This is a genomic window from Anaerospora sp. (genome assembly GCF_032013335.1).
Lineage (GTDB): Bacteria > Bacillota > Negativicutes > Sporomusales > DSM-15969 > Anaerospora.
The window spans coordinates 14,334-28,453 of sequence record NZ_DALZUO010000021.1 but is presented as its reverse complement, the minus strand read 5'-3'; the positions used below and the strand labels follow the sequence as shown (position 1 = coordinate 28,453).

Genomic DNA, 14,120 nt, shown 5'->3' with positions numbered 1-14,120 from the left:
AATACTACAGCATGCCCCAGCCGCGGGTGTATTCCAAATAAATTTGAAACTCGCGGTCGGCAAAACCGGCACGAATTAAATCCCGCTTCACTTCATAGGCTTCAACCGTATTGGAATAGGCAAAAATCGTTTGTTTATCCCGCTCAAAGGAGAAGCCTTGTTTCTCTAATAATTCCATCATTTCAGCCACCCGTTCCGTACGGTCAGCCATCATTTTTCCAACAGCTCTCACCGCAGCAGGTGTCGGTAACTGGGAGTACAGCACCTCCAGCACTTGCGCTTCAGGTACCAGAGACAGAGCTACCCGCGTTATATGTGTCACTACTGCTGTTTTTTCTTGAATCACGCTCATCACCCTTTATTTAGCGTAGCGTGGCCTGACTGCAAGCCGGGCCACGCTACACGAGTAAAAACAATTATTTAATTGCCATCCAGTAACTTGCGAATACCACATTTGACAGCCAATACCCTAAAGGTACATTGATAAGTACACCGATTGTAAATGCTGCTAACGGCTTCCAGCCAAGACGGGTCAGTTCGCCAAAGCGGGTAGTAAATCCAATGCTGAGGAAAGTAAAGGTAAAGGCCCAGCCTCTTAACACCTTCACTACCCCTAGCACTTCTTTGGAATAGGCAGCGCCCTCTTTTACGCTGAGCATGGAAATAATCACCGTAGTAAACAAGGAAGCAATGAAGAAGCCGATAACGAATTTCGGGAATCTGTTCCAAATTTCACTTACATTGACGCGCTCAGCCTGGTTGGACTTCTTTCTCTCCCATACTGTGACAGATAAAAAGGCAACGACTAATGCCCATACGCCGACAAACATATCCCGGCCAACTACCTTCATCAAGGTAAACGTTTTTATGGCCCGTTCGTCACCAACTGCGGCAGCGGCAGCAAAGCCGGCAGCATCAGCGAATTCCGATGTCCCAATCCATGCGCCTGCCGGTCCGGCCTCCATACCCAAAGCCTTCGCCCATATCGGCAGTAAAAAGATCATGACTACCGCCCAAATAACAACCATCGATATAGCCACAGAAACATGCTCTTTTTCGGCACGGCAGGCCCCGCCTATGGCGATTGCACCGGAAACACCACAGATCGACCCACCGGCCCCCAGACAGGCACCGAAACGCGGATCAAGACCAAACAGCTTGGTAGCTGCAAAATAAATTGATCCGAAGGTCACAACAGATACGATTGTTGCCTGCATAATTGCCAGCGGCCCAGCTGACAGAATAATCGTAAAAGGTAAGATAGCACCCATCAGAATAATCCCTGTTTTTACGTAAAATTCCGTTTTCAAAGCTGCCCGGAACCAGGTGGGAAGCTTAATGAGATTACCGGCAATAATCCCAACGGCTAAGGCCAGCAGCGGCCCCTCCATCCAATTCTTCCAGGCATTATTAATTCCCATCAGAGTAATAAAAACAGATAATACAAACAGAACAGTAAATCCGGCAATAAAATGAGGTACATTGACCCCCATGATCCGTACGGCAAAACCAAATACGATAATAAAGAACAGATACAAGAAGACTATACCACCTGATTTTGAGGTTACCTCACCGATTGCTTTGCTAAAATCGGTCCAGGCAGTAAAACTGACTGCCATCGGTTTTAGCAAGCCTAAAGTATTGGAGAAAAAAGCCAAGGTAGCAACTGCGATCAAACCAAGCCCGATGATAATCGCCCATGTATCTTCCCTTTTCAGCATTGGCAGTGGTGCCGACGGAACCGATGGTTTGCCTGCTGAAAGTGGTGTCTGTGTAACACCGGCCATATTAATCTCCTCCTTATTTTAGATCGAAACTTCAGTCTTCTCTTGTCCTCCTTTCGCTTTTCTTTTGCCTTGTTTACGGAAAACCGCGCCACCTGTCTGTACAGGCAGCGCAGCTTCAGCCAAAATTACACGCAGCCGGTTGGTTTCGGAAGTCCAGCCAGTTTGCAGGCCCCTTTCGCCGGCCCAGATGGAAATAACTCATAAATTTCTTTAAGAGTAAAGCCGGTATCTTTGCAAAGCTTGCGAATCATCGGCGCAACTCCAAATTTTTTAAAATAATCGCGAAGATAATGGATAACTTGCCAATGCTTATCAGTCATTTCCGTAACATCTTCTACTGTTGCAAAGTATGCTGCCATATCTTCACTCCAGTCCTCAGGGTCAACTAAAAAACCATCTTCATCAATTTCAACTTCAGTTCCTTTTATTTGTACTACACTCATTGTGTTTCCTCCATTTCATTGTCTTTATCGCGAAGCACTAATGCTTTACCGACCAGATCCATTAACCCGCCCATTTTTAAATCAGCTGCTCCGTAATATTCCATTACAGCCGGCAGCTGAGCCTTACAAATCGAACAGGGAATTACCAGATAATCCAAATTACCTAGAGCCAGGACTTGTTCGGCCTTCTTTTTGCCAAGCTGCATGCGAATTTCTTTCATCTCTTCCATCAGCAGGCCTGATCCACCACCACAGCAGAAGTTTTCTTCCCTGTTAGGCGTCATCTCAACGAAATCAGTTACAACTGACCGGAGAATCCGGCGAGGCTGCTCAATCAGATCACCTGCCCGCCCGTAATTACACGGATCATGCAGTGTAGCTCGCAGCGGCAGCTTTTTTAGCGGCAGCCGATCAATGTGCTCAGCCGTAAAATCAAGGATATGCCTGATTTGAAAATCTACCGGCCCGTTAGCGCCTTGTGTGTACATCTTAGCCGCCCGCCAGCCGTGACCGCACTCTCCCTGAATAACCAGCTTCGCTCCCAGTACCCGTGCAGCATCAATCATCCGGCGATTGTGCTCTTTCATAACATCCAGGTTAAACAGCAGCCCAAAATTGGCAGCCTCCAGAATGGAACTAGATATTGTCCAGTTAAGACCCAAGTGATGAAACAGCTTTGCTGCACCAATCATGGTATCAACATTGGTGAAGAAGTCCGCAGATGACGGAATATAAAGCACATCTGAATTCAGTTTATCAATGGGTATTTTGATAGAGAGACCGGTTTCTTCCCGCATCTCATCTTCCATAAATTCAGCATTGTCAATAATAGCCGGTACCGGCAGCCCCATGTTATTGCCCGTTTTGGCCATATTGGCAGCCACGCCCTGCATGAATTTTGGCATAATCCCCAATTCAGACAGGATATGACGTGCGGCAATCGTGATTTCGGCCGTATCAATCCCAAAGGGACAAAACAATGAACAGCGGCGGCACTCATTACACTGGTAAAAATAAGTGAGCCACTTCGTAAGGGTAGCTCCGTCAAACTCTTCCGCGCCTGCAAACCGGCCAAATAATTTGCCCTGGAGGGTAAAATAGCGTTTATATACACGCCTCATAAGCTCGGCCCGTGCTGCGGGAAAGTTATAATAATCCTGAGTACCGAGATAGCTGTGACACTGTTCAGCGCACTTTCCGCACTTCGTACAGGATTCGAGCATGACCATTACCGACCGCATAGACTCTTTTAAGCGACCCAGCCGCTCCAGAGCTTGTGCCGGTTGGTCAGCCTCAGCCGTCAGGGGGAAGCCGAGAGCTCCAACATCCTTTGCCTTAGCCACATGCATAGGCGGTTTCATCATAGCTCATTCCCCCCTTTCACGATATGAGCGGGCTGTGATACGCCCCGCACCATACCTGCTCTTGCCGGATAGCTGGGCGGAGCCTCAACTACCATCGCACGGTTAACAACAAAGCCTGCCATGTGAATTAATTTAGAAAAGGGTAAATACAGCATCAATACATTCACCAAAAAGAAATGACTCATGAAAATCGGTTCCTGTGGTATCGCCAACGGCTGGAGCATGATCAGGCTGCCCAGATACTCACGGATAACCGGCAGATTGACTTCACTCACCGTCCTCATATGCATACCGGTTATCACAATGGCGAGCAGTAAGAGCAATTCGAAATAGTCTGCTGGATCGGACAACCGTTTTACTTCGGGGATAGCCACTCGTCTGTAAAAAAGTACAACAAGAGCAATAAGGAAAACCAGACCGGCCGCCGTGCCGATAAACGCCGACGCTTGTGAGCTGGCAGCCTCAGACAAACCAATTAAGGTAAACTGATGAGTTAAATAGGTAATCCCAACAATATGTCCGGCGATAATCATCGCCAGTGCAACATGCATAAGCCAAGCCCAAACCCATAGGCCGTTATCGCCGCGGCGCAGGCTGCTAAAGAGCAGCATTTCCTTGCCGACAGCAGTTATACGCCCCAACGGGGAACGGGGTGCCGGAAATACCGTTAATGGAAACGGTACCGGCACCTTCAGCCATCCCCTCACCCGCCAGACGAGGCCTAAAATCAGTACAGCTATGGCAATGTAGGGAAATATCCGGCCAATGAAAAACAGCATATTAACCCCCCTGCCTTATCTTGCACACTATTTAAACTGCCATATTAAAACTTGAACTGTGTCGTCGAGCGGAACGTGGTCTTAGCATGGGTAAAGTCATCAATATGCTTATCGGTGAAAGGCAGATCGGCCAGTTTAAAAAAGCGTTCCCAGCCAATGCGGCCAATCCATTCACCCATTCTCTCACCATCGCGGGCATTCGCCGCCCATACTTCCACCAGATTTTTCACCGCATCCGTCACGGTAGTCCAGCGCGGCGGTTCATTCGGAATAAAAGGAATTGCCAGCCGCGAGAACATGGGTGCCGTCCGGGCATTGGATACTTTGCCGCCAACCCAGATCGATACGCCGTCATTGACGGGGTCCATAATTTTAATTGCCGGACACACAACCGTACAGTTGCCGCACATCATGCATTTTTCCGGATTAATTTCTACGCTCTTCAGCTTAGGATTGGGGCGAATAGCACCCGTCGGACAGGAAGCAACCGTTGTGGGAATTTCACAGATCCGGCTTGCCATTTCATTATTGATGCGGGGTACTGTGCGATGAATGCCGACAATCGCAATATCCGAGCAATGGCAGGCACCGCACATATTCACACAGCAGGCCACCGCAATACGCAGCCGGGCCGGTACTTTCTGTTTGCCTGTAAAATATCCCGTCATTTCATCCATAATGCTTTTGGTTATGCCCGAAGCATCGGTCACAGCACTCTTGCAGTGTATCCAGCCTTGCGTATGCACCACATTGCTGATCGAAAGGCCAACTCCACCAATCAAATAATCCTTGTCGTCAAGCTCAGTAAGCAGGGGCTGGAGCTTTTCTTCATCAGCTACGAGAAATTCAACATTATTGCGGGTAGTAAACCGCAGATAACCATCACAGTATTTTTCTGCTATATCACAAATATCGCGGACCCATTCACTGCTTACCAAGCGGGGCGATGCTACGCGCACAGAGTGAAGTACGGCACCACTGTTGCTGACATGCCTGAGTACGCCAGGACGAGGTACAGTATGATATTTCCAGTCACCATAATTTTCTTTAATAATCGGAGGAACCATTTCCCTATAATCGGGAGGCCCAAAATCAGTTCTAGCCACGTTTCTCAACCTCCTCTGCATTCCAGAAAATATAAGGATTACTGCGGGGTTCGCGCACCATCTGAGGCAATGGCTTAAGGCCTACAGCCTCAAGGAAATTAGATAGCCCCATACGAACAATCAGCTCACTGACACGTTCGCGGTTCTTGCCATGATCAGCCCACCAGTCGGTAATCTTATCCACAATTTCTTTGAGTTCCGTATACGGGGGCTCCAGCTTGATGAAAGGAACGAGTACCCAGCCAAGCATGGCACCTTTTACAACCGGCGCTTTGCCGCCGATCATCAGGGCTGCGCCCTGCTCACGGCCAATGCTGATTGCTTTAGGCATCATATTGATGCAGTTCATACAGTGGACACAATCCTCTGCACAAACAGTAAGCTCTTTTTTCTCCTGATTCCACTCTAATGCTTCACTTGGACATTTGCGAATTACCCTGTTAAAAATATCAAAACCATTATCCACTGCTGCCCGGACAGCTTCGTTATCAATCCGGATTGCATCCCGCCATAATCCGATAATAGCTAAATCGGACCTGGCCGAAGCTGCTGCACAGTCATTAGGACAAGCGGAAACTTTAATCTTAAATTTATAAGGCCAGGCAGGACGATGGATGGCATCCTGATAATGAAGTGTCAGGTCATGAATAATTTGCATACTGTCAATACAGGCTTTTTCACAGCGAGCCGCCCCAACGCAACAGGAAAGTGTCCGTAACGCACCGCCGGAGCCGCCAAGATCAAAGCCAATATCCGCCAATTCATCCACACAGGGCTGTAGGTTTTCTGTTGTTGTACCGAGCAGAATACAGTCTCCTGTTGAACCATGCAGATTATAAAGACCGCTGCCATATTTATCCCAAATATCGGCTAATTGACGAAGCTTTTTCGTTGTATAGAAAAAACCGGCTGGCTGATTAACGCGGATTGTATGAAACTCCTTGATGTGAGGAAATTTTTCAGGCTCATCCGAATAACGGCCTACTACACCACCGCCGTACCCCTTTACACCGACAATCCCACCATGCTTCCAGTGACCGATATTCTCTTCATAGGAAGTCTCCAGCTGAGCAAGCAAATCTGCAGCGCTTTTGTTTGTTGCAGCTGCCCGCTTAATTTCCGTTACAAAACTTGGCCAATCTCCCTTCTCCAGTTCGTCCAATAAGGGTGTCTTTCTTTCATCCATGTAATTGTCCACCTCCACCAAATCGTTTTAATATTCTTCTACAGTAATGGCGCCTACGGGACAAACCATTGCACAGCTCTGACAGCCTAAGCATTCATCATCACCGGCAACGGCTTTACCGCCTTCCACAACGAAAATATGCGCCGGGCAGGACTTGGCACATTCCTCACAACCAACACAGAGCTCTTCAGAAACAGATACCATGAACACATTTTTCACCTCCAAATAGTGAAAAATTTACCAAATATCTACTCTCATTCTAGGGGGATACGTTATAGCCTGTAAAATTAAAAATACCGATGACAAGCATCGGTATTTTTAATGCGAAAATTCGGAATATATAAATATGTCTATTTTTTAATGATAAAGGCACTAAATTTTTCTATTGCAAGCGTTTGAAATTTATCTCTGTGACAAAGCATGGTGAAACTTCTTGTAATTGCACCTTCAGCAAGGTCAATTACAATCAATTCGCCCCGTTTAACCTCATTGACTACTGCTAAATAGGACATAACCCCTAAACCAATACCCGACTTAACCGCATTTTTAATTGCTTCTGTACTGCTCAGTTCCATCGCAATATTCAAGTCCACGCTATTGCAGCCATGCTTCTGCACAAACTGTTCAAATACCCTGCGTGTTCCCGAATCGGTCTCTCTCAGCACCCATCTCTCACGCAGCAAATCAGTCAGCGCTATACAATTATGTCCTGCAGCAAAGTCTGGAGAAGCAATAATGACCAATTGATCACCGCTGAACCGGATATCGGTCAATGCTGCAACAGGCTCATACAGGCCTTCAACAAAGCCTAAACTCAAACTGCCGTCCATCACCTTACTAATAATCTTTTCTGTATTCTCAATCGTCATCGAAATATTCACTAGCGGATAAAGCCGGCTGAATTGTACCAGATATTCAGGAAGCAAATATTCGCCAATGGTCAGACTGGCGCCAATGGCAAGCCGTCCGCTAATGACATCCATCAAACCACGCAGTGTTTTGTCTGCATTCATATAGAGCCGCTCTAATTCCACCGCATAAGGATAAAGAGCTCTTCCCGCTTCCGTTATAATGATGCGGCGATGGAGCCGGTCAAAAAGCTTTACGCCATAATGACATTCCAGCGCGTGGATTTGCTGACTTATCGAAGACTGTGTCATATATAATTCCTGAGCCGCCAGCGAAAAGCTCCCTTTGTCGACTACACACTTAAAAACCTGTAGTTGTGTATCCAGCATTTCATTCTCCTAAACTGTGTTTTTAACATACGCATTAACATTCACAGTTTCGCCGCAGAATTATTGTCCATTTTTTTTCAAATATTCTGTGCAATTACTAAGAATTCCTGCAAATAAAATACATGTTATTCATTATAACAAGCTGCTGACCACAGTCAGCACCAAAGACTGTCGGCAAAAGTAATCCAGCAAAGGAGATCGCCACGCTACGCTCGCGATGACACCCGGCTTACCTGTCATTGCGAGGAGTAAAACGACGCCACAATCTCTTTCAGGTACGTGAAGACACAGGGACGGTGGTTGTGTACCACCGTCCCTGTGTCTTCACGTCTTGCGCCTTGCGTCTCCCTTCGGCCCTTCTGGCAATTTCCCAAGGCTATTGGAAGACAGGCCTAGACCTTTTGCTACTTTTGGGGCAATGCCAAAAGTAGATCCGCTCTACTTCATTTCCGCTAAAAATATTTTAAATGCAATTACAACACCCGTTACTGCCGTCAAAGTCATGGTCCAGCCCAACAGCGGCCTGGTGTAATGAACCCGGATTATGATAAACATAGCACAATCAAAAAGCAACGAACAACCATAAGACCACCCATGACCATAAGAAATTCCGCCGATAAAGTAATGATCAATCCCCTCAATTGCCCCATAAATAAAAACCCACAAAAAAGTGTGCTTCCATTGCTGCTGCCCTCCCTGCGAAGGCAAGCGGGATAAGAACAGCAAGGTTGTTGCCGGTAAGGAAACATAGGTGTTTAGCAGTTCTACAACCGTCTCAGTGTTAACAAGAACATCAGGGTTAAAAATCCAAAAGGAGTGATGGTAGCCAAGGTAGCCAACACTCATATTAACAAGCATGACAAATAAAATGGTCGGGTAATATTTTTCCCAATTCCTCCAGTCTGCCCATTTCCATGCGGCAGCCAGGAAACCGGTGAGAAGACATATTCGAAACACTAAGATGAGCCACATACGCATACTCCCTGCCAGCGAAAAAACTATTCCAGTTAGCTTGCCCATCTTCTATCGATTCAATGCTGCACATTAGTGTTTATAGTCATATGCCATACTTTATCAGGCGTATCCCACTTTCGGCTTGATTAAACACGAATTTAACATGCCGCCGGAACCAATGAAACAGCTCCCTCATAGTATAAGTAAATTTGGGAGGTGCAAATGAATATGAGCTATTATTTCGAGTGGAGAGCAGAAAAAGATATTCAAATTCTTCCTGGCAATTATTTTGAGAGCACCCTGCTGCTGCCTGGAGATATTGATTCTTTAGAATGTCTTGAAGCTTTTCCGTTCGCCTGTATCGTTGAGGCAGGCAAACTCCTTGCTGCAACAGAAGGCAGCATAGCTAGCAGCGGCCAAGAAGTCTCTTTCCGAATAGACACCAATATTTTTCTCGATCCTGGGCTGCTTGCTGCTTCGCTACGCCTGGATATATACAAGGAGTCTCAGGTGATACTGTCTATTCCGCTAAGTGTGCCTTCCGTACGGATAGACTGGCCCGAGCGCGGTATTTTTATTGTTACCGTTCTATCCATTTAGGCCTGAGCTTTTCGTAGCTGCCAAATCCATAGCTGGCGCCTGACTTTCAGTCAGTTCATCAAGCGATTTATTCATGGTTTCTTTGCCTAGGAAGATAATATCCATTGCAATAATCGCCAGTACAATCGTAAACATGGTAAATACGATGCCATATTGATCAGACCCTGTCATGAGAGACCCAACAGCAATCGGAGCAATAATACCGCCAAAGCGGCCGCAGGCTGCCGCCCAGCCCACACCGGCAGCCCGGGCGTGAGTGGGATATTGTTCTACCGAATAAGCATGCGTTATTCCCCAGGCACCGAGGTTGCAAAAGGACATGATACAACCCCATAACACAATTTCTTCAGCAGACTTGGCATTGCCAAACATATACGCCGAAATAGCACAAACTGCCAGCATAGACCCCATCGTAGCCTTGCGCCCAATCTTGTCAACAAAATAGGCAGCCGTAAAATAGCCTGGAATTTGCGCCATCGTCATATACAAAAGGAATTCGAAGGAACGAATAAGTGTATGTCCGCTTTTCACTAAGAGAGACGGCAGCCAGGTAAAAATTCCGTAGTAAGAATATACCATGCCAAACCAAAGCACCCACAGGCAAACTGTACGCCTGAGATATACCGGTGACCACAAATCAAGAAAACTAAATTTTTGCGTCCTTGCACTAACCAGCTCTGCTTGTTTCGGTGGTTCACCTACCGGTACTCCCAACTCCTGTTCAATTTTGGATACCAGCACATGAGCTTCCATGTGACGCCCTTTGCTGACGAGATACATAGCGGATTCAGGCAATATGCGCCAGACATAAACAACTACGAGTGCCGGGAGAGCGCCGATATAAAAAGCAAGCTGCCAACCGTATTTAGGAATAACCAGATAAGCAAGGGCCGCTGCCAGCAGCCACCCAAATGCCCAGCTGCTGTTTTGCAGCACCAGCATTTTACCGCGATGCTTGACAGGAGCATACTCACCCATCAGCGCATTAGCAACCGGTGGCTGCCCGCCAACTCCTGCTCCTACGAGAAAGCGAAATACCAGCAGTGATTCATAGTTCCACGCCAGGCCGCACAAACCGGTGCCCACTGCATAAATTGCCAAAGTTGCCACAAAAATTGTTTTCCTGCCAATGCGGTCCGCCAGTGTTCCCGACAGAACAGCCCCAAATGCCATTCCCAGTAAACCGGCGCTGCTGATAAAGCCAATTTGAGCCGGTGTCAGGTTCCACGCCCCGATCATTTTTGCTAAAACAAATGCAATAAGGCCGGTATCGAGCGCTTCAAAGGCTATCCCTGAGCCCATCAGCATCAGTAGACGGTAGTGAAATTTGCCTAAAGGAAGGTTTCCTAATCGTTCTGTTATTGTTGCCATTGTCTTACTCCTCCTATCATTTTCAAAAATCACCGTAGCTTCAGCAAAATTGCTTAGGCGCTGCGCTCTACTCATCCCCCCTATTCTTCGTTACCAGGTATTGCCGGGAAATATAATCGGCATAATTCCGGATAGCATTAGTACCGACTTTATGTAGCGGAGTTGAGGTAATTCGCTCGCGAAAGAGAACTACTTCCACCTCCGGTAGTATTTTTTGTAAAGCAATCGCCAGCGGCAGCCCATTCTCCAATATCTCCATAGCATGAGAATTGCCAACAATGAAATTGAGGCCAAGCTCCTTTGCTTTTTTCACTAAATCGCTGTCTTTTCCGACCCTGCTTATCGATGCAATCACCGTATCTGCCTCAGGGTGCTCTTGTTTCGCCCTTGCAAGATGCTCTACCGAAAAACCGGTATGAGGAAAAATATGAATGACCGTTCCTACTTTGTTTTCCCGGCTGCCAACAAGTAGTTGCCCCCCTGTAGCCACATTCGTCTCACAAATATCCTGGCAATTGCGCACATTTTTCTCCGTCAGCAGCATTTTTTCTTCTTCCTGCATGCCCATAAACTCATTCAGCCTGTCTAAAACAGCACCAATTGTCGGCACCTCAGCAAGTGCCCTGCCAACATATAAAATATTGCCCGGAATATTACCGTAAGCAATATCCACACGAAAAGCCTTATGACCGTGAATATAGGCAATGCCAGGATGCAAGCCATGAAAAGCCTCATGCAGCTCAAATACGGACAAGCCATATAGGGTTAAATAACCCTTGAGTGTTACACCACCCGAATTGGCGGCATCTACTATCGGATGGTGAGCAACAATAGCATCAACTCCCGTTGCACCGGCCAGCTCAATATTGCATTCTGTAAGCGTCATCGTTACAGCAAGCTTTTTAACCCGTGCCTCCAAATCTCCACAAATCAGTCCGGGCAATTCCATGCATGCTTTGCCGGGAATATGTGATGACTTCATAACGACAAATTTATTTTTTCCGCTGAAAATATCATCTAGCTGCTTAACACACCTGCCGCCGGTTATTTGATCCAAGGCATTTAAAACATCTTTTACTTTGATAATTGCTCCCAAGGTATGACCTCCTTATGGTATAGCTAATGCAAATAGTGCCTAAAAAAAGCAAAGCTACCGCTTAAGCATGACACTGATGATCGCGTGTTTGGCGTACATCAGCGGCATTGCAAAAAGCGGTAGCTTTCGGCTCTCATTTGAGTTCCTACGACCCACCTGCAAAACTTGGATCAGGCTTTTAGTAAATCTTCCTTAAGTAAAATAAAGGTTACTGCTAATTCATGATCAGGCGCATAGTCTTTCAGCACGCACACTACCGGCAAGTTCATCTGCAAGAGTTCTTCTTTCAGGCGGCGCTTATACTCGTCTAATATTGCCACATCGGCAATGCGCGAAGACATACGGTCAAATTGATCAAGTGCAGCCAGCGCTGGAATGCGCTTATGATCTGCTGTAATAATAATTTTGTTCTCGACAACTGTTACCCGTTGTTTTCGCAGTCCTGTCCCAAACAGCGACAAATTGACATTATTATTAACACGGGCAATCTCTTGTTTTAAGTCTGCATCGAATAGTCTCATGATCGGTTCACTCCAACAAAAAACCTCCCAAGCAAAAAAGCTTAGGAGGTCTGCATTGACCATGTTTTATGTGTTCTATTCTAGCACGTGTTTGCTATTCCTACAAGCCACTTTCAAAAATTATCTTGCCGATCTAATAGAACTTGCCGCGTAGCAATGCGCTCCAGCAATGGTGCGCTATGAGTGACCACAATCAGACCAATGTTTCTTCCTGCTATTTCCTGCAGCAGGAAATTCCAGATTTGACTTTGGGTAATCAGATCAAGCATTGTGCTGATTTCGTCAGCGATAAGAAATTTCGTTCGTTTCCCCAGCGCTCTGGCAATACAAAAGCGTTGCAGCTCGCCTCCGGACAGCTCCCCGGGAAATCGCTTAAACCAATCGCGTTCAATGCCCAATCCATCCAGTATTCTTTCCTGGATTTCATCGCCTTCTGCCACTATATCTTGCATGCGCAGCCGGGGGTTAACGGATTTCTCCGGATGCTGCCAAATCATCTGAACAGGACAGTAGCCTTTCATTTTGTGAAGATCTGCCCCGTCTAAGAGTACCTGGCCGGTTCTCGGTTTGATATAGCCTGCTAGGATTTGGCATAACGTTGTTTTCCCAAAACCGCTCGGAGCTATCATACCTAGTCTTTCATCACTTTGCAGAGCAAGCTGAAAGTTATCTATTATATTGACACCTTTCTTATATCCAAACGATATCCCTTTTGCCTCTAATATCATTGTCACCCGCTCCTCACTCTGCATGGATACAGCGAACCGTTCCGAGGCGTATCGTCTGTTCCTGAATAGCCCTATCTTCACATTCCGCCGTAAGCTGAGGACACCGGGGAGCAAAAGGGCACCCCTCGAGCCTGTCTTTCACATAAGGTTGGTTCCCTGGAAAGGGATGAAACCCATTCTGCGGCAAAGCTCGCCACAACGCTTTCGTATAAGGATGTCGAAGTGTATCAACAGATTGAAAGTCCGCTACCGGAGCTTCTTCAACAGTGGTTCCTGCATAAAAAACAGCAATTTTATCAGCTACTTCCAACGCCAATTCAATGTCATGCGTCACAAGGAGCACTCCATTGCCTTTATCGGCAAACTCCCGAAAATGGCGCATGGCTTTTTTTGCCGCTTCTAAATGCAGACCGGGCGTAGGTTCATCTGCAATAATTAAGCGAGGATTTTCCATCATTGCTGTGGTAAGCAGCACCCTTCGCGCCATACCGCCTGATAGCTCAAAGGGATAAAGTTCACCGGTGTTTTCCGGCAGTTTATAAAAAGCAAATAACGCTTCCTGCTTTTTGCGAACACTTTCCTCGTTTCGCTCTCTCCGCACTTGGCTGCCGACTTTTTCCAAAGGATCAAGATATGTCACGCTTTGCGGAACCAGAACAATCTTTTTGCCACGCAGCTCCTCAATACGGTTCGGAGATAATAATTCATCCTCAAACCAAATATTTCCCACCGCATTACAGTTATGCGGTAAAATACCCAAAACAGCATGCGCCAGCAGGCTTTTTCCCGAGCCGCTTGATCCAACTACAGCAACGATTTCTCCTTCACGTACGGAAACATTTAAATCACGAATTACGTCTAATTCAATCTGCCGCAAGCCTTGCTCATATTGCGTAAAAGCAACCGACAAATTTTTTATCTGCAAAATGGTTTTACTATTCATGCCG

Annotated in this window: 16 protein-coding genes; 1 reads left to right on the top strand and 15 read right to left on the bottom strand. The window is 46.6% G+C overall.

All coding sequences use genetic code 11. The features are described from left to right. Positions 1 to 4: 4 nt before the first annotated feature. The 10 genes from RTR76_RS15295 to RTR76_RS15250 all read right to left on the bottom strand — a co-directional run bounded on the left by RTR76_RS15295 (position 5) and on the right by RTR76_RS15250 (position 8,875). Positions 5 to 346 (bottom strand): hypothetical protein, encoded by a 342-nt coding sequence (locus tag RTR76_RS15295; RefSeq protein WP_312522142.1) that lies wholly within the window; start codon positions 344 to 346, stop codon positions 5 to 7. Positions 347 to 416: 70 nt separating this feature from the next. Continuing rightward, the gene (locus tag RTR76_RS15290) at positions 417 to 1,787 is read right to left on the bottom strand and encodes a putative sulfate exporter family transporter (protein WP_312522141.1); all 1,371 of its coding nucleotides are present in this window, start codon (positions 1,785 to 1,787) and stop codon (positions 417 to 419) included. A 125-nt stretch (positions 1,788 to 1,912) separates the two neighbouring features. After that, on the bottom strand, positions 1,913 to 2,230 hold the full coding sequence (locus tag RTR76_RS15285) for a TusE/DsrC/DsvC family sulfur relay protein (protein WP_312522139.1): 318 nt from the start codon (positions 2,228 to 2,230) through the stop codon (positions 1,913 to 1,915). Then, entirely contained in the window at positions 2,227 to 3,594 is a 1,368-nt protein-coding gene (dsrK, locus tag RTR76_RS15280) for a sulfate reduction electron transfer complex DsrMKJOP subunit DsrK (RefSeq protein WP_312522137.1), read from the bottom strand. The genes RTR76_RS15285 and dsrK overlap by 4 nt, the downstream gene beginning before the upstream one ends. After that, positions 3,591 to 4,373 (bottom strand): respiratory nitrate reductase subunit gamma, encoded by a 783-nt coding sequence (locus RTR76_RS15275; RefSeq protein ID WP_312522136.1) that lies wholly within the window; start codon positions 4,371 to 4,373, stop codon positions 3,591 to 3,593. The genes dsrK and RTR76_RS15275 overlap by 4 nt, the downstream gene beginning before the upstream one ends. 44 nt (positions 4,374 to 4,417) lie before the next feature. Continuing rightward, entirely contained in the window at positions 4,418 to 5,479 is a 1,062-nt protein-coding gene (gene dsrB / locus RTR76_RS15270) for a dissimilatory-type sulfite reductase subunit beta (protein ID WP_312522135.1), read from the bottom strand. Beyond that, positions 5,472 to 6,665 carry a dissimilatory-type sulfite reductase subunit alpha gene (gene dsrA / locus RTR76_RS15265; RefSeq protein ID WP_312522133.1) on the bottom strand — a complete coding sequence of 398 codons (1,194 nt, stop codon included), beginning with the start codon at positions 6,663 to 6,665 and terminating at the stop codon, positions 5,472 to 5,474. Before dsrA ends, dsrB begins: the two co-directional genes overlap by 8 nt. A gap of 27 nt (positions 6,666 to 6,692) precedes the next feature. After that, positions 6,693 to 6,869: a 4Fe-4S binding protein gene (locus tag RTR76_RS15260; protein WP_312522226.1), complete on the bottom strand. Its 177-nt coding sequence runs from the start codon at positions 6,867 to 6,869 to the stop codon at positions 6,693 to 6,695. A 146-nt stretch (positions 6,870 to 7,015) separates the two neighbouring features. Continuing rightward, entirely contained in the window at positions 7,016 to 7,903 is an 888-nt protein-coding gene (locus RTR76_RS15255) for a LysR family transcriptional regulator (protein ID WP_312522131.1), read from the bottom strand. 438 nt (positions 7,904 to 8,341) lie between these two features. Continuing rightward, positions 8,342 to 8,875, bottom strand: a complete 534-nt coding sequence (locus RTR76_RS15250; protein ID WP_312522130.1) for a CBO0543 family protein — start codon at positions 8,873 to 8,875, stop codon at positions 8,342 to 8,344. Positions 8,876 to 9,079: 204 nt separating this feature from the next. Between RTR76_RS15250 and RTR76_RS15245 the strand changes: the two genes are divergently transcribed. Continuing rightward, positions 9,080 to 9,457: a hypothetical protein gene (locus tag RTR76_RS15245; protein WP_312522128.1), complete on the top strand. Its 378-nt coding sequence runs from the start codon at positions 9,080 to 9,082 to the stop codon at positions 9,455 to 9,457. Here RTR76_RS15245 and RTR76_RS15240 read toward each other — a convergent pair. The 5 genes from RTR76_RS15240 to RTR76_RS15220 all read right to left on the bottom strand — a co-directional run bounded on the left by RTR76_RS15240 (position 9,446) and on the right by RTR76_RS15220 (position 14,116). Continuing rightward, positions 9,446 to 10,828: an MFS transporter gene (locus RTR76_RS15240; RefSeq protein ID WP_312522126.1), complete on the bottom strand. Its 1,383-nt coding sequence runs from the start codon at positions 10,826 to 10,828 to the stop codon at positions 9,446 to 9,448. The two genes, RTR76_RS15245 and RTR76_RS15240, sit on opposite strands and share 12 nt — an antisense overlap. Positions 10,829 to 10,895: 67 nt before the next feature. Continuing rightward, entirely contained in the window at positions 10,896 to 11,924 is a 1,029-nt protein-coding gene (locus RTR76_RS15235; RefSeq protein ID WP_312522124.1) for a Nif3-like dinuclear metal center hexameric protein, read from the bottom strand. 170 nt (positions 11,925 to 12,094) lie between these two features. Further along, complete coding sequence (locus RTR76_RS15230) at positions 12,095 to 12,445, bottom strand: hypothetical protein (protein WP_312522122.1); 351 nt, start codon at positions 12,443 to 12,445, stop codon at positions 12,095 to 12,097. Between the two features lie 113 nt (positions 12,446 to 12,558). Next, positions 12,559 to 13,173 (bottom strand): ATP-binding cassette domain-containing protein, encoded by a 615-nt coding sequence (locus RTR76_RS15225; RefSeq protein ID WP_312522120.1) that lies wholly within the window; start codon positions 13,171 to 13,173, stop codon positions 12,559 to 12,561. Positions 13,174 to 13,186: 13 nt separating this feature from the next. Beyond that, positions 13,187 to 14,116, bottom strand: coding sequence for an ABC transporter ATP-binding protein (locus tag RTR76_RS15220; RefSeq protein WP_312522118.1), 930 nt, complete (start codon positions 14,114 to 14,116; stop codon positions 13,187 to 13,189). Between the last annotated feature and the right edge of the window lie 4 nt (positions 14,117 to 14,120).